This is a genomic window from Parasphingorhabdus sp. W113 (genome assembly GCF_055693205.1).
In genome coordinates, this window is record NZ_CM146328.1 from 2,726,008 (window position 1) to 2,740,874 (window position 14,867).

Annotated in this window: 15 protein-coding genes; 4 read left to right on the top strand and 11 right to left on the bottom strand. The window is 57.4% G+C overall.

All coding sequences use genetic code 11. The features are described 5' to 3' along the window. The first annotated feature begins 269 nt into the window (after positions 1-269). Positions 270-1,880: a hypothetical protein gene (locus ACZ1GS_RS13155; protein ID WP_472695632.1), complete on the top strand. Its 1,611-nt coding sequence runs from the start codon at positions 270-272 to the stop codon at positions 1,878-1,880. Here ACZ1GS_RS13155 and ACZ1GS_RS13160 read toward each other — a convergent pair. The 3 genes from ACZ1GS_RS13160 to ACZ1GS_RS13170 form a co-directional block, all read right to left on the bottom strand. Beyond that, positions 1,873-2,127: a helix-turn-helix transcriptional regulator gene (locus ACZ1GS_RS13160; RefSeq protein WP_472695633.1), complete on the bottom strand. Its 255-nt coding sequence runs from the start codon at positions 2,125-2,127 to the stop codon at positions 1,873-1,875. The two genes, ACZ1GS_RS13155 and ACZ1GS_RS13160, sit on opposite strands and share 8 nt — an antisense overlap. 95 nt (positions 2,128-2,222) lie before the next feature. Next, positions 2,223-3,356, bottom strand: a complete 1,134-nt coding sequence (locus ACZ1GS_RS13165; protein WP_472695634.1) for a tyrosine-type recombinase/integrase — start codon at positions 3,354-3,356, stop codon at positions 2,223-2,225. A 248-nt stretch (positions 3,357-3,604) separates the two neighbouring features. Further along, positions 3,605-4,789: an acyl-CoA dehydrogenase family protein gene (locus tag ACZ1GS_RS13170; protein ID WP_472695635.1), complete on the bottom strand. Its 1,185-nt coding sequence runs from the start codon at positions 4,787-4,789 to the stop codon at positions 3,605-3,607. 74 nt (positions 4,790-4,863) lie between these two features. On the opposite strand from ACZ1GS_RS13170, the gene ACZ1GS_RS13175 reads away from it, so the two are divergent. From ACZ1GS_RS13175 to ACZ1GS_RS13185, 3 genes are read left to right on the top strand one after another with little or no spacing between them, the layout of a single operon-like run. Beyond that, the gene (locus ACZ1GS_RS13175) at positions 4,864-6,420 is read left to right on the top strand and encodes a peptide ABC transporter substrate-binding protein (RefSeq protein ID WP_472695636.1); all 1,557 of its coding nucleotides are present in this window, start codon (positions 4,864-4,866) and stop codon (positions 6,418-6,420) included. Beyond that, positions 6,417-7,931 (top strand): ABC transporter substrate-binding protein, encoded by a 1,515-nt coding sequence (locus tag ACZ1GS_RS13180; RefSeq protein WP_472695637.1) that lies wholly within the window; start codon positions 6,417-6,419, stop codon positions 7,929-7,931. Before ACZ1GS_RS13175 ends, ACZ1GS_RS13180 begins: the two co-directional genes overlap by 4 nt. A 32-nt stretch (positions 7,932-7,963) precedes the next feature. Beyond that, positions 7,964-8,386 carry a DUF4112 domain-containing protein gene (locus ACZ1GS_RS13185; protein WP_472698138.1) on the top strand — a complete coding sequence of 141 codons (423 nt, stop codon included), beginning with the start codon at positions 7,964-7,966 and terminating at the stop codon, positions 8,384-8,386. Here the strand turns inward: ACZ1GS_RS13185 and ACZ1GS_RS13190 are convergent. The 8 genes from ACZ1GS_RS13190 to ACZ1GS_RS13225 form a co-directional block, all read right to left on the bottom strand. Beyond that, on the bottom strand, positions 8,383-9,132 hold the full coding sequence (locus tag ACZ1GS_RS13190; RefSeq protein ID WP_472695638.1) for a ribonuclease T2 family protein: 750 nt from the start codon (positions 9,130-9,132) through the stop codon (positions 8,383-8,385). The genes ACZ1GS_RS13185 and ACZ1GS_RS13190 overlap by 4 nt on opposite strands. After that, on the bottom strand, positions 9,110-9,601 hold the full coding sequence (locus ACZ1GS_RS13195) for a hypothetical protein (protein WP_472695639.1): 492 nt from the start codon (positions 9,599-9,601) through the stop codon (positions 9,110-9,112). Before ACZ1GS_RS13195 ends, ACZ1GS_RS13190 begins: the two co-directional genes overlap by 23 nt. Before the next feature lie 51 nt (positions 9,602-9,652). After that, the gene (locus ACZ1GS_RS13200) at positions 9,653-10,099 is read right to left on the bottom strand and encodes a hypothetical protein (RefSeq protein ID WP_472695640.1); all 447 of its coding nucleotides are present in this window, start codon (positions 10,097-10,099) and stop codon (positions 9,653-9,655) included. Positions 10,100-10,102: 3 nt separating this feature from the next. After that, positions 10,103-10,951 carry a carboxylating nicotinate-nucleotide diphosphorylase gene (gene nadC / locus ACZ1GS_RS13205; RefSeq protein ID WP_472695641.1) on the bottom strand — a complete coding sequence of 283 codons (849 nt, stop codon included), beginning with the start codon at positions 10,949-10,951 and terminating at the stop codon, positions 10,103-10,105. A 98-nt stretch (positions 10,952-11,049) separates the two neighbouring features. Continuing rightward, positions 11,050-12,063, bottom strand: coding sequence for a quinolinate synthase NadA (gene nadA, locus ACZ1GS_RS13210; RefSeq protein WP_472695642.1), 1,014 nt, complete (start codon positions 12,061-12,063; stop codon positions 11,050-11,052). Between the two features lie 87 nt (positions 12,064-12,150). After that, positions 12,151-13,242 carry a Kelch repeat-containing protein gene (locus tag ACZ1GS_RS13215; RefSeq protein WP_472695643.1) on the bottom strand — a complete coding sequence of 364 codons (1,092 nt, stop codon included), beginning with the start codon at positions 13,240-13,242 and terminating at the stop codon, positions 12,151-12,153. Next, positions 13,239-13,940, bottom strand: a complete 702-nt coding sequence (locus tag ACZ1GS_RS13220) for a DUF4230 domain-containing protein (protein WP_472695644.1) — start codon at positions 13,938-13,940, stop codon at positions 13,239-13,241. Before ACZ1GS_RS13220 ends, ACZ1GS_RS13215 begins: the two co-directional genes overlap by 4 nt. Then, positions 13,937-14,818: an MBL fold metallo-hydrolase gene (locus ACZ1GS_RS13225; protein WP_472695645.1), complete on the bottom strand. Its 882-nt coding sequence runs from the start codon at positions 14,816-14,818 to the stop codon at positions 13,937-13,939. Before ACZ1GS_RS13225 ends, ACZ1GS_RS13220 begins: the two co-directional genes overlap by 4 nt. Positions 14,819-14,867: the final 49 nt, after the last annotated feature.

Sequence of the window (14,867 nt, forward strand, 5' to 3'; positions counted from 1 at the left end):
TCTTACGTTTTTTTGAGTATTGCAACCTCCCCAATCGCTAGCCTAAACTCTACCAAAGATTAACAGATTCCGGCGTCAGTCTTGCTTGTCGATTTGTAGTGATACAATTGAATCCTTCTGAGCGATAAGAGGGAGTTGACTTAGTCATTCCGCTATTGCTGGAAATAAGGAATGGCATATCTTTAAAATCAAATATTAGAACAATATTGATTAGTCTTCTAAAATATGTACTCAATAAGGCGTTCAAATCTTGATTGGGGGCAATATAAATGAAGAGACTAGCTTGGCTAATACTGGCGTTTGGCTGTTCGCCGGCAAATGCAGAGACTCACGAAATGCTTGACGACCACCAAATAGCATTGGGACATGGATGGGATGCGGCGAACCCTTCACAGAACAAAGTGATTGGAAGCTGTTTCAAACCCACAACCCGATTTGCCAATGGTGAAAAGGAACCTTCTCTGAATAACCTGCAGTTTCGCTCAGAATTTGTGGACAATTCACGAGATTTTAAACGTGTTACCAGGGAAAGGACCTCTGCGTCGGCAAGTGCCTCGATCGGCGGGATTAGCGGTGGGATACGAGCAACGTTAAGTACTCTAAATTCTGCTATCGTAGATGAGCGCACCGTTGTTTGGGCTCTTCTTGCAGAGAGGTCTTACACGCCGGAATTCCTAAATACGCTTGAATTGACGCCAAGCGCCAGATCAAACCTCGACGATGCAACCAATTCGAACAACTACAGCTCACTATTTGCGCGTTGCGGTACATCTATTATCTCCCAAGTCACCCGAGGTTCCAGTATCTCTCTGGTTTACTTTTTCCAAGCATCAACCGTCGAAAAGGCTTCAAGAATACGGTCAACCATCGCCGGTGCGGCATCTTACGGCGGCGTAAGCGGTGGTGCGCGAAGTTCTTTTTATGAATCGGTGCGGAAGGTAGATAAGTCAGTATCTTTAACCGCCAAGGTCTTTCAGCGAGGCGCTTCTATTGATGCTCCAACAGTTGATACATTAGTTGCCATCGCCCCAGGTGATCTTGATGCAATTCGTGCTAAGTTAACGCCTATCCTTGAGCGTCAACAGTACAAATCGAGTGCCATTCTCCGCTTCGCAAATCAGTCCTATGGACCTCAGTTTGGGATTCCGGCCTCCAGTGATCCTAACACCTACTTTCAGATTATTGGCCCACGTCTCGAGAAGGCCTTTGAAAGCCGTATGACACGTGCGCGGAGAGCGGCGGTGCTGCGCGCGATGCTTAGTGGCAATACGACCGGAGAGGTAAAGTTAAAAACAGGTTCCGTATCGTCAATCAACAGCCTAATTGAAGGACTCGAAGGCGAACTTGACCAAATGCTTGCAGCAGAGCTTTTGTGCCGCGCCGATCCCAAGCTTTCGAACTGCGCACTGAAGCCACCAGAATCATCCAAGATAAATCTTGTTTCGATGACTGACGGCGTGTTTGCTCGCTCATTGGGTTGGCAAACCAGCACAAAGAGCTCCACCGGCAAAACCTATGCAAACTATCAACTGTTCCCGTCACTACAATTGGAATTGACGAATACGCCGCTAATCAAAGAGATAAGGTTATTTCGCGATGGAATTCTCGAAGCATCAATGTCTAGCGAGAAGATCGATGAAGCACCCGAGAACAGAATTCGACTTGCCCACCCCGGAATGTATGAGTCGGCTTCCGTGCGATGTCCTTCAAACAATCACTCTAGCGGTCATAAAAAATCTTGCAGTTGGATGTATAAAAAGCATCTGGATGGGAAAATGAAGATTAGACAAAAGATGTCGAAGAAACATAAAGTACGAAGCTATGTTGTCGAAATCCTCGATGTCGAGGGAAACACACATGAATTAGCCGTGTCTAGTTGAGTGGTGCAACTATAGCCTCCTGGCGATGGCCCTCCATGAATGAACGCAGATCGGTTAGGGAGTAGAGAACCCGCCGCCCAACCCTGTGGACCGCTGGCCCGGATGCGTCCATCCGCCACCTGTCCATGGTCTGGCGGCTGACGCCGACAAAAACTGCTGCCTCATCTATGCTGAGATATTCGCGCGGCACCGCCTGTTTGGAAAGCATCTGTTCAATGCGTTCAAGGCGGTCGATGATCTGCTCCATGCCCTAACTCCATTTCGGTGCATATTCTGAGCATGTTGGATGATCGGCATCTGACCGTGGACCATCAATTCGGCCTTATGTGGCCCAATGAAGCATCATAAGCCACGGTATGACAGCAGGCGCGCGCAGATCCTCTCCTGGCAGTCGCGGAGGTGCCCGGTCAGGTGGGCGCGCGTCACGTAGTTGAATGAGACGTGGGTGTTGGCGTGGTCCATCAGCATGGTCACCGACTGAAAGTCGACGCCGGCCTCAAGCGCGTGGGTGCGATAGGTGTGACGCATCTGGTGGGGCGCGTAGTGGAAGTTGGCCAGTCTTCGGATCTGCTCGATGTGGCCCGACCTGGAGGCCGCAGAGGGGAAGATGAAGGGGCTCTCCATCGGCCTTGTAAGCTCGCGCACCTCCCCCAGCTCCTGTATCATCAGCCGCGGCAGCGGCAGGCTGAAGCTGCGACCGGACTTTGCGCGCGGCACCAAGAGCACGCCATCGTCACCGAGGTGCTCCCACTTTGGTGACCTAGCGTTGCCTGAGCGCAGACCGGTTGTGAGCATCAGCAGCCAGCACGCGCGGCGCATCCTGTCTTCAACGGCATCGAGCCTTTGCCATAGGAGCGGCATATCATCCGGGCCTATCGCCCAGTCCCTTGCCCGCTCCCTGTTCATCCGCACGCCGCGCGTCACCGGGTTGGGACCAAGGTCATGGGTTCTGGCGACGTCATTTAGCAGCAGCTTCAGCACCCGCATGGCACCGTTCGCGCCGTAGGGTCCGATGTTCTTGGTAAGGCGCTCGTGCAGTGACCTTACCGCCTCCCGGTCGATGCGGTCTGCGGGCAGCTTGGCAAGGCCAATGAGCGGCCCGTCGACCTTCTGTCGATACCAGCCGACGGTCCGCCTGCTCAGGTCCGGCCTGCTCTCAAGATAGCGTTCCAAAGCCTCACGGATGGTCGGAACTGATACCTTTCTGGCCCTCGGGTCCACTCCGCGCCGCAGCGCAAGCCTAAGCTCCGCCGAACGCTCCCGCGCGAACCGCAGCGACACCTCATCGGTCCGCCCGATGATCACGGAAACGTAACGGTCGGTCCCGTCGTTGATGCGGCCCACGTGCTTGTATGACACGCTGCGCTTGCCCACGACCAGCCGCAGCCCCTTGGCTTCGCTGTCGTAGATCTGGGTGCCAGCAGGGTGCTCCTCCGCCAGCCGCGACACCGCAGCCTGGGTGAGTCTGGTCGTCATCGTCTCGCCTCCATAGGCCATGTCCCAGGCCATGTTTCGGTTAGGTCCCGACAGGTCTCAGGACATGCTATGAGGCAATAATGTCTTGTTTTATCTGGTTCGCGGACCCTGATTAGGCACTATTAGGCGATATAATGTGCAGCACGGCGTGACTTAAAATCTGCTATCCGAAATGGGTGTGCGGGTTCGAGTCCCGCCGTCCGCACCAGTTTTCGTCGTAACCCTGGCGGCCATCCATCACCACTTCTCTACAACATCGCCATATCAACCGGCTGGTCCAGCAACACACGGCCGGCCAGTTCGAACACGGCGGGGGCGGTGGCGATATGTTGGGTGGCGACGTGGGCGTCGCGGAAGCGGCGCTGGAGGCTGCTGCGCGCGTAAACCGCGCCGCCGCCACCGAGCGTATAGGCAATCTTGCAAATCTCCGCCGCGGTTTCGGTGGCGTGGGCGCATGCCAGGCGCAGATCTGCCCGTGCCTGGGGTGATATCTCGCCGGCGCCTTGCGCTTCCGCCCATGCGGCTGCGACAGCATTTTCGAGCAAATGAAACGCTCCGCCCAGCTGCGCTGTCGCACGCGCAATTTCGACCTGGACGGTCGCGCGCTGGGCCATTGACCGGCCGCCGCCTGGCGTTTTCTTGTGAATCGCGATCTCGCGAATGTCCGCGAGTGCCGCCTGAGCGTTGCCCAGCGCCACCGAGGATACGCCCAGAGCCAGTAGCCCGAATAGCGGAAATTTGTAGAGCGCGCCGGCGTCCCGCGGCTTGTCTCCGACAAAGGAGACACTCCGCCCTTTGGGGACAATAATGTCTTGGACGCTGAAGTCGCCCGAGCCAGTGCCTTTCATCCCGGCGACATGCCAGCTGTCGATAAACTGGACATCCGCGACCGGGAAAAACAGCATGCGATGATAGGGCGCACCATTGTCAAATTTCTGCAGTTCGCCGTCTTTGAAAATCATTGCGCCACCGCCGAGCCAGCTGCAATTGGCCGATCCCGATCCCCATTGCCATTGCCCTGACAGGACATAATGATCGCCGCGATCGTCCGCCTTGCCCATCGGGGCGAACACACCGCCAGTAATCACCTCGGGCGGTCCAAAAATGGTGCTCGCGACATCCTCTTCCATATAGGCGGCGGCGAGCGTCGAGGTGACCGCAATCATCGCACACCATCCCGCGCTGGCATCAGCTTCGGCCATGGTGACAATCAGTTTCATAAACTCCGCTGGCGGCAGCTCGAGACCGCCCTGCGCCCGCGGCTTGGACAGGTTATAGGCGCCGGCGGCGGCCATTTTCTCGGCAAGATCCGCCGGCAAATGCCGGGTGGTCTCGCATTCTTCCGCTCGTGCGCTGATTTCCGGGAGCAACGCCGCAATCGCAGCGCCGGTCGATCCGCCAATGCCTTCAATATCGTAGCGCAAACCTGCCATTGCCGTTTCTCCCGTTCACCGCCAGCATAAGAGTTACTGTTTGTTGATCCAGCAAAAACATCTACTGATAGCAAATGCATAGAATTGCGCTTCTGGTTTTGGTCCTTCCGCTGCTCCTGGCGCTGGCTGGCTGTGACCGGTCACCCTCCAGCGACGTCACGCCTGGTTCAGATCAGCTCGTCCGCTTGTCCGATTCCGAAATCAAGGGGCTCGATCCCCAGAAAATTTCCGATCTGTCCTCTTTGCGTGTGGCTGCCGATCAATTTGAAGGTCTGACCCGTTACACTGCGGCAGGGATGGCGGAACCGGGGCTGGCCAGCGACTGGCGCGTTTCGGACGATGGTTTGCAATGGACGTTCCGGCTCCGCCCGGATCTGGAATTTTCGGATGGCGTGCCAATTAAGGCTGCCCTGTTTCCGCAATTGCTCGACCGTTTGCGCGCGCCGGAAACCGCATCCCCGACATTTGCGCTGTTCGAGAATATCGTCTCCATCGAGACGCCCGCTCCAGATATCGTGACCGTGCAGCTGGCAGCGCCAACCCCGGCGCTCCCCACCTTGCTGGCCCATCCGGCGTTGGCCGCCATTCCGCTCCATGTCATTGCAGAACGCGGTGATCGATGGACCCAAGGCCGTCCGATGATCACCAGCGGTCCCTACCGCCTGAAACGCTGGTTGCTGAATGATCACGCCCATCTCGAAGGTAATCCGGCCTGGCATGATGTACCGGCACCGGTGCCGAACATAATCTGGAAACCAATGGATGACAGTCTTTCCGCCTTGCGTCTCTTTCTGGCGGGCGGTGCAGATATCGCGGCCGACTATCCCGCCAGCCGGCATCGCTGGCTTAAGCAAAATCATCCTGATGCCGCGCATAGCGTGCCGTATCTCGGAAGCTATTATTTCGCCTTCAACACCAGGAAACCGCCGTTCGACAAGGCTGCGGTGCGCATTGCCCTGTCCATGGCGGTCGAACGGGAATGGATTGCCGAAGAGGTGATCGGAATCGGCAATATCCCGGCCTGGACCCTGGTCCCACCCGCACTGGCAGGCACCGAGAGCAACCGTCCGGCATGGGCTGACTGGGATCGCGAGAAACGCCTGGCAACCGCGCGTACGCTATTGGAAGACATGGGCTATGGCCCCGCCAATCCGCTGCGCTTCGAAATCCGGTTTAACAGTTCTGCCGAGCATCGCCGGGTCTCGGTGGCGCTGGCGGCGATGTGGAAACCGCTGCATGTCGAAGCCAGCCTGTTCAACAGCGAGGCCGCATTGCATTTTGCAGCGCTCCGCGCACATGACTTTTCGCTCGCCCGATCCGGCTGGATCGCCGATATTCCAGCAGCCGAGAATTTTCTGACGGTCCATCAGACCGCCAACGGCGCCGGCAATTATTCCGGCTATGACAACCCGGTTTATGATCAGATTCTGGCGCTGGCGCTGGCGACATCCGATCTCGAGCAGCGCCGGAGCCTGATGCTGCAGGCAGAGAAGTTGCTGATCAATGACATGCCGATATTGCCCCTCTATTTCTATGTCACCCGGTCGCTGGTCAGCGCCCGAATCAGCGGATGGGAAGATAATATTTCCAATGTGCATCCGAGCCGGACTCTGCGTATAGGGGGATCATGACCTCGCGGCGTTTTCCTTTGACCATGCGCATGCTCGCGACTGCGGCCCTCGGGATCTTATCATCCTGCAGCTTTGCCGGAGACGAAGACAAAGTCCGCGTGACCGTGATCGAAGATGGCATCGCCGATATCAAGCCGGTCGGGATTGCCTTGAACTATGCCTCCGCCACGACCCGCGCGGCAATTGCCAAAGGGTTGGTCGGTCTCGACGAACAAGGCCGGGTGGTACCGGCCATAGCCGCGCGCTGGATCGTCACCGATGATGGCCTGAGCTATATTTTCCGGTTGAACGAAGGACGCTGGGATGACGGTCGCCAAATCACGGCCGAACGCGTGGCCAAATTGCTTAATGAGCGTGTCGCCGAACTGGAACGCAGCCGGCTGGGCGATGATTTGAAGGTCATTGACGAGATATTGTCGATGACCGGCCGGGTGATCGAAATCCAGCTCAACGCACCCAATCCCAATTTTCTGCAACTGCTGGCGCAACCCGAACTCGGCCTGTTCCGCGTCGGTCACGGTGCCGGACCGATGCAGGTCCTGGAGGATGGCAATATCTATACGCTGGGCCTGTTGCCCGAACCGGCGCCCGACGAAGAAGGCGAGCCGACGGAGGAAGCCGATGCGGAAGCCGATACCGAGAATGATCCGCGCCGCGTTCGGGTGCGCAGTGAGCGCGCGGCCAAAGCAATCGCGCGCTATCTATCCGGTCATACGGATTTGGTCCTGCACGGCAAATTTCATCATTTGCCGCTGCTCGATGAAGCGGGAATCAGCACCAACGATCTGCGGCTTGATCCGGTGGCTGGTCTGTTCGGATTCCGCTTTCTGCGCGGAGACGGCTTTTGGTCGGTACCCAAGAATCGGGAGATCCTGTCGATGGCGATTGATCGCCCGGCGCTGTTGACGTCCTTTCCGAAGGTTACTGCCTGGCAAAGCCGTCAGAAAATCATCCCGGAAGCGCTGGACGTTGCAGAGATCAACGCCCGGCCCGACTGGAGCGGCATGCCCCTGCCCGACCGGCGGGTTTTTGCGCAAGAACATGTCCGGCGATGGATTGCCTCCGAAGGTCCGATCAAACCGCTCGTCATCGCCTTGCCAGATGCGGCTGGCGCGGACATCCTGTTCCATCGTGTCCGTTCGGACATGCAGCGGGTCGGGCTGAATGCGCGCAAGGCCAATGCCCTTGACGAGGCCGATGTCGAACTGATCGATATTATTGCGCCCTATGACAGCCCCCGCTGGTTCCTCTCACAGTTCACCTGCCGGGCGACACCGGTCTGTCTGAACGATGCCGATGACCTGCTCGCCGATGCTGATGCGGCGACCAACCTTCAGATCAAGGCGCGGCTCTATGCCCAAACGGAACAGATTTTAGTTCAACATTACAACTACATACCGCTGAGTGTTCCGGTCCGCTGGTCGATTGCACGACCGAACCAGCGCGGCTTTGCGGTGAACCCGCGCGGGTGGCATCCATTGAATCCGCTGGTTGGAATACCTATATCCTAAACATGATAGCAAAAAACAGGATGACCGAGGGCATGGCCATTTCCGAAGAACAATTGAAGCGACTGGCGGAGCAGTTGCCCGATGTCAGCCGCGACCCCCAGGCCGTGCGAACGCGCGTCGAAGCGATGGAAAAACTGCTCGAACGCGCCTTTGTAATACCGGGCATAAACCGCCCGATTGGGCTCGACTCACTGGTTGGACTAATCCCGATTGTCGGAGATATCGCAACCGCGGCCATGGGCGCCTATATTGTCTGGGAAGCCCGCAATCTTGGCATGTCCAAATGGCAACTGACGCGGATGGCGACCAATGTCGGCATAGATACCGCCCTTGGTGCGATTCCGCTGGCCGGCGATGTTTTCGACTTTCTCTGGCGTTCGAACAGCCGCAACTTGCGGATCATCACCAAACATCTCGACAAGCATCACCCGGGTACGCGAACCTTGGAAGGCTAGGCGCCGCGCCAGATCTTGACCGCGCGGTCATCCCGAACTGGCTGCATGCTCTGCGGGCATCGCCGTGGTCGAAAGCTCTTGCCGAGGCACAGCCGTACTTCCTGCAGCCAGCCCCGCCGATTGATCTTGAGCCGTATCATTTCGGGGCCCAGACCGTCATTGACCGCCGCGATCGCATCGCGCAGTTCGCCCGCCGTCAATGGACGCCGTGACAGCTTGTCCATATTGGGATAGCGCACCGCCGCAAACATGGTTCTCGCGATCCGGAAATAAGTTTCGGGCCGCCGGGTCATGCAGGTCCCGTGTTTGGCCCATTCGGTCGCCATCAACCGCGCCGACGGCATCATGCAGAAATTCCGTTTCACCAGAGCGGGCGGCAGGGCTTTGGTTGCGCGGCACCATTGCGGATAGCGCGATCCTCGCGCATCTGGCCATAGACCGTGCAGGATGAACGCAAAACTTCCGGCATCGCCGCTGCACTGGTTTTCGTGGCGGGGCGCCTTCTTGTTCAGCCGGCAAAATTCCGGCGACCAGCTCAGCGCCAGCGTATAGCCTGAAACCGGCTTGATCCGCCGCGGTTCATCCGCCGGTTTTCGGGCCGCACCGGCGGCCGTGATCCCGGATGGGGCGGCACATTGATAGGCCTGCGCCTCGGCGACCGCCGGGATGGCCAGCATGATCACGGCCGCGACCAGCACCAGGGGAGATGACAGGGTTGGTTTCTCAATCAAAGACATTCTCGACATTGGGGCGCTTCTGCTCAAACCAGTCGACTGCATCGGACCGGAACAGGAATGCCGTCGCCGCTATGGTCAGCAGGATGGAGAGGAAATAGAATAATGTCCAATGGTCAGGGGCCAGCATTTTCCCGACATCCACGACAATTTGACCGGCTTCCATCACCCCTGGCAACAGAAAGAAGATAATTTCGAGCATCACGCTGACACAGGCAATCGCCGTGAAAATCACCTGGACCCATTTGGCCCATGGCTTTGCCTTGATCGCCGCGTAAAACCAGATCGCCAGTGACACGAACAGCACAAAGATCCACAGCACCACAAGCGCAATGACAGCGATACGCTCGGACCCGAAATCGACCGCCATGAGCTCGACTTCTTCGGACCAGTAATAGATCATCTCGAGCACGCTGATGCCGAGCGACAGGAAATAGAGTCGCTCGAACCAGAGAATCGAGACGGGTCTACTGCCGGTCATGCGGCCAGTATCAATTGGTGACATCTGCTGGAAGTCAGGATCATGTCTGCTTCACTCGAAAACATCGGATAGTTGATCGGGTCGTGCAATCGCCAATCCTTTCGATTCAAACCAGATTCTCGAAGGTTTCAGAAACAGACAAATGGCCGCACCAACCGAAACAGCATTGTTCAATCCTCCGAGAACCATTTCCAGTGCCGTCATGACAGGGAGTTCATCTCCGATAATGTTAAACCCGAAGACGGCCCAGATAAGCGCCAACCCGTAAGACCCTACCCCCATGCAAACGAGAGCAGCAAATATCCATTTGAAAACAGCATTGGCGCGGCGCGCGATGAGATACCAGAACAAGGCGAGCAAACCAAAAGCGAAAATGTTCACCAGCAGAGACTGGAAATTGCGCTCCTCCACCATCCAGCCCATCGCGAAACTCGAGATGACGGAAACCCAGAATAACCACTCAAACCAGAGGATCGAATGAGGTCGGCGGCCTACCACCTGCTAGACCTGCGCGAAATCAAGGCCGATATCCGCCGCGGGCGCTGATTGGGTCAGGCGGCCGACCGAGATGAAATTTACCCCGGTTTCGGCCTTCTCGCGGATCGTTTCCAGCGTCACGCCGCCCGATGCTTCGGTTGGCACACGATCACCGATCAACGTCACCGCGCCCCGCAAGGTCGCCGGCTCCATATTGTCGAGCAGCAAATGGGTGGCACCAGCGGCCAGTGCCGGTTCGATCTGGTCGACCCGGTCCACTTCGACAATGATCCGTTCGATACCGGCGGCCGCCGCGCGTTGCACGGCAGCGCTGATATCACCCGCAACCGCGACATGATTATCCTTGATCATCGCCGCGTCCCACAGCCCCATGCGATGGTTTTGTGCGCCGCCCATCCGCGTGGCATATTTTTCCAGAACGCGGAGCCCCGGAATGGTCTTGCGGGTGTCGAGCAACGTGCAGTTGGTTCCTTGAATCCGGCGCACATAATCGTTGGTCATGCTGGCAATTCCGGTCAGATGCTGGACCGTATTGAGCGCGCTGCGTTCTGCGGTCAGCATCGCGCGGCCCTTGCCCTTGAGGCGCATGATATCGGTGCCGGCCGCAACCGATTCGCCTTCCTGTGCCAGAATTTCGATTTCGACATCCGCATCGAGCGCGCGGAAAAACGCTTCCGCAATCGGCAATCCGGCAATCACCGCATCATGACGGCTGTCCATCACGCCAGAAAAAATGGAATCCTCCGGAATCACCGCTTCCGAGGTGACATCGCGGCCCGTGGGACCGAGGTCTTCGGCGAGAGTGGATGCGACGAAAGCATCGATGTCGAAACGGTCTAGAGTGAAGGTCATACGCTCTTCTACCTATTCCGACCGCTGGCTCAAGCCAAACTATCGCTGGCCAAAACTGCCAAACCGTCACGCCAGCCTGCGTTGGGGTGACCCATCACTCAATCCTCATGCGCCAGATCAGCCGGTCCGAGATCGCCCTGCCCAACGGTCGCGCTGGCCATTTCCATCATCCGGTCGATCGACTTGCGAGCCTGCAGGCGCAGTTCCTCGTCCATTTCGATGCGCGGTTCAAGATCGCGCAGGGCGACATAGAGCTTTTCCATCGTGTTGAGCGCCATATAGGGGCAGATATTGCAGTTGCAGTTGCCGTCAGCACCCGGTGCGCCGATGAAGTTCTTTTCCGGCACGGCTTTTTCCATTTGGTGGATGATATGCGGCTCGGTGGCGATGATGATCGTATCGCCTTCAAATTCCTTGGCATATTTCAGGATCGCGCTGGTTGATCCGACCATATCGGCATGGTCCAAGATGTAAGCCGGGCATTCGGGATGCGCCGCGACAGGGGCGTCGGGATGCTGGGTCTGCAGTTTCAGCAATTCCGTCTCGCTAAACGCTTCGTGGACGATACAGACGCCGGGCCACAGCAGCATGTCGCGGCCGGTTTTCTTGGCGATATAGCCGCCGAGATGTTTGTCGGGACCAAAGATGATCTTCTGATCCTTGGGAATCTGCGAGAGAATATGTTCCGCCGACGAGCTGGTCACGATGATATCGGACAGCGCCTTCACCTCGGCCGAGCAGTTAATATAGGTCAGCGCGATATGGTCGGGATGTTCGTCGCGAAACGCCTTGAACTTGTCCGGCGGACAGCTGTCTTCCAGGCTGCAACCCGCGTCCAGATCTGGCAGCACAACGATTTTTTCCGGCGACAGGATCTTCGCGGTTTCCGCCATGAACTTGACGCCGCAAAACGCGATCACATCGGCATCGGTTTCCGCTGCCTTGCGTGAAAGCTCGAGGGAATCGCCCACAAAATCGGCAATGTCCTGAATTTCCGGCTTCTGGTAATAATGCGCCAGGATAATCGCGTTGCGCTCTTTGCGCAGCCGATGGATTTCCTCGACTACATCCACTCCGGCCAAGCTGCCACCGATTCCGCCACGTGCGTCCATTGTCTTTTCCTATTCTTTCAACCCGCTCAACATGAGCGCTATTGGTGATTCCCAGATGGTTTAGAGCAAGTTAGTGTCTAATGGAAATCAATCGTCGATGCGAAATTTCATGATCCGCGCCGTAACCGCCTGATCCGCATCCATTCCCCCTAAGATATAGTGATCATCGCCCGCTTTTACGAGGCCGCGATGATCCATGCTGGGGGCCGCCAGTTTGCCCAGCTCCGTCCACTGATCGGTTTTCAGATCATAGCCAAACACCCGGTCTGTCGGCGTGGCAGGCGCGCCGTCATAACCTATTCCATCGTAATTATAGGGATTGTCACCACCGCCGGCAAACAGAACCAGACCGCGGTCATTGTCGCCGATCGCGGCCATACGATATTGCGGTCCACCAGAATGGGCATCTATGGCCCGCCAGGTAATCCGCGCCGGATCGGCCGGATCAATATCGCCGCGCCAGGCAAAGGGAGCGGCCGCAAATTTGCGCTTGCCGTCAACCAAGCCGGCGACCGCGACACCATCGGTGATGATCATGCTGTTGCCTGCCAGCCCGCCGGCATGACCGAAAACCGGTTTACCGGGAAATTCCGTAGCCATGCTCCAGCTGTCGGTTTGCGTGTCATAGAGCTGGACCAGGCTTACATTGCCTTCATCATGCCAGCCGGAAACGAGATAGATATAGCGGTCGCGATAGGGCAGCACGACCATGTCGTCGACCGGTGTCGGCATGTCGGCAAGACGCGCATAAGCGGTTGTTTGGGGATCAAAGGCAAAGACCTCAGGCGTCGACACTTCATCGCCATTTTCGGCTACGGTATAGCCACCAAACAGGTAGATTTTATCGCCCAGAGTGACGGCGGCGCTGGCCAGACGGCCTTCATCTACCGGGACAGACGCAATTTCCTGACATTCCTTGATACTGATGATGCAGGCAAAGGCGGCGTTGCTGGTATCTTGCCAAGTCTTGCCGGCTTTCAGGCCGTTGAAACTGTAAAGCGTCGGCCCGTCCGGTCCGTCGGCCAGCGCCACGGCATTATTGCTGATCGGAGTTGGAAGCTCAAATTCGGCCATGGACGAAACCGGCGGTTCTGCTCGCTGGTCTGTTGGTTCTTGCCCACATGCACTGATCGCCAGAGCGGCGCCCAGAATCGCGGACCGTATCTGAAATTTCATCATTCCGTCCCCTGTTGTTCCTTGTCGGCGAGCACATCCTGGATCGAACGCGACACATCCCAGCGATCGGCATTGCCTGCGCCCCGCTCAAAATCGAAAAAGGCGTCTACTTTGGCATCCAGCCCGGCTGCGCGCAGTGGCAAGACGAAGCTGCTCTCAACCGCTCGCCGCGCGGCATCCCGGGCCAGTCGCATTTGCAATGGGTTCCTCGCCTGCTCAGCCAGTTCGGCCACGCCTTTTTTGCGATTGGCTTGATCCAGCGTTTTTTCCGCATCGGTCAGCGCCATCAATATCCCGCCATCGTCATAGCTTTGGATGCGATCAATCTGGACCTCCGGTCGCGCAATCTCGATCGTCGGCATCTCGACCGACAGGGTCTTTGTCGCCTCATCCCAGCGGACATTGTCCGCATCGAGTTTGGCCAGATCGACCTCATAACGCACCGACCCGGGCATGATCAGCGTTTTGCGCGCCGACAGGCCCATCCGGTTGACCGTTGTGGTGACCGTCGCATTATAGCTGGCCGAAAAAACCGTCAGCCGGTTCTGTTCGCGCAGGCCATCGAGACTTGCGCTGGCAATGGACACCGGATCGGGCGTGAAGCTGTTTTCGAATTTCGACAGCAATAACCAGGACAACAGGCCGAGGATCAGCAGCACGCCGGCCATGATCGCCAGGGGGATGGCGAAGCGGCGGTTCATGCCGGCCGCATTTGCCAGATATCGCCGTCGACCATCACGATATTCCGGTTCTGGAGGTCTATCAGATGCGCACGCACGGACTGGCCGGCCGCGCCTTTCAGACGTGGATCCAGGCCTTTGTACATTTGCGTCACCATGTCCGGAATCGCTGCGGCGCCGCCTTCGAGCAAGTTGAGAATTTGACGCTCCCGCTGTTTACGATGACCCATCATGCCGCGCACCAGTTGTTGCGGCTTGTCGACCTTTTTGCCGTGGGCGGGATAATAGACCTTGTCCTCGCGCTCATAGATTTTCTGCAAGCTCGCCATATAGTCCGCCATATCGCCATCTGGCGGCACAATCACACTGGTCGACCAGGCCATGACATGATCGCCGGTAAACAGCGCGCCGGATTCCTGTACGCTGAGGCACAAATGATTGGACGTGTGCCCCGGCGTCGCCACCGCCTCGATCGTCCATCCGTCGCCAGCCACTGTTTCGCCGTCTGACAAAACCCGGTCCGGTTTATAGGTGGTGTCAAAACTCTCATCCGCTCGCGGGCCGTCATCATCCAGCACGAGGGGCGCACATCCGACAATCGGCGCACCAGTGCGTTCGGCCAGGGGCGCCGCAGCCGGACTGTGGTCGCGATGGGTGTGGGTGCACATGATCGCGGTAATCCTGGCTTCGCCAACCGCCGCGAGGATAGCGTCGATATGATCATCCAGCGCGGGACCCGGGTCAATCACCGCGCGATCGGATTTGTTCCCGACAATATAGGTCTGCGTCCCGGTATAGGTATAGGGGCTGGGATTGCCCGCGAGGACGCGAACCACCAGCGGCTCGAGCTGTTCGGCCAAGCCAGTGGGAAAATCATCAGGGTTAAATTCTGCTGTCATGAGCAAGATGTGGCAGATTCAGGGCATAAAACAACCATGAAATTTTAGA

Coding starts and splice junctions, on each gene's coding strand:
- nadA (WP_472695642.1), bottom strand. CDS start 12,063: ATGGACGCACGTGGCGGAATCGGTGGCAGCTTGGCCGGAGTGGATGTA.
- ACZ1GS_RS13175 (WP_472695636.1), top strand. CDS start 4,864: ATGCATAGAATTGCGCTTCTGGTTTTGGTCCTTCCGCTGCTCCTGGCG.
- ACZ1GS_RS13195 (WP_472695639.1), bottom strand. CDS start 9,601: ATGACCGGCAGTAGACCCGTCTCGATTCTCTGGTTCGAGCGACTCTAT.
- ACZ1GS_RS13180 (WP_472695637.1), top strand. CDS start 6,417: ATGACCTCGCGGCGTTTTCCTTTGACCATGCGCATGCTCGCGACTGCG.
- ACZ1GS_RS13155 (WP_472695632.1), top strand. CDS start 270: ATGAAGAGACTAGCTTGGCTAATACTGGCGTTTGGCTGTTCGCCGGCA.
- ACZ1GS_RS13185 (WP_472698138.1), top strand. CDS start 7,964: ATGGCCATTTCCGAAGAACAATTGAAGCGACTGGCGGAGCAGTTGCCC.
- ACZ1GS_RS13165 (WP_472695634.1), bottom strand. CDS start 3,356: ATGACGACCAGACTCACCCAGGCTGCGGTGTCGCGGCTGGCGGAGGAG.
- ACZ1GS_RS13190 (WP_472695638.1), bottom strand. CDS start 9,132: ATGTCGAGAATGTCTTTGATTGAGAAACCAACCCTGTCATCTCCCCTG.
- nadC (WP_472695641.1), bottom strand. CDS start 10,951: ATGACCTTCACTCTAGACCGTTTCGACATCGATGCTTTCGTCGCATCC.
- ACZ1GS_RS13215 (WP_472695643.1), bottom strand. CDS start 13,242: ATGATGAAATTTCAGATACGGTCCGCGATTCTGGGCGCCGCTCTGGCG.
- ACZ1GS_RS13160 (WP_472695633.1), bottom strand. CDS start 2,127: ATGGAGCAGATCATCGACCGCCTTGAACGCATTGAACAGATGCTTTCC.
- ACZ1GS_RS13220 (WP_472695644.1), bottom strand. CDS start 13,940: ATGAACCGCCGCTTCGCCATCCCCCTGGCGATCATGGCCGGCGTGCTG.
- ACZ1GS_RS13170 (WP_472695635.1), bottom strand. CDS start 4,789: ATGGCAGGTTTGCGCTACGATATTGAAGGCATTGGCGGATCGACCGGC.
- ACZ1GS_RS13225 (WP_472695645.1), bottom strand. CDS start 14,818: ATGACAGCAGAATTTAACCCTGATGATTTTCCCACTGGCTTGGCCGAA.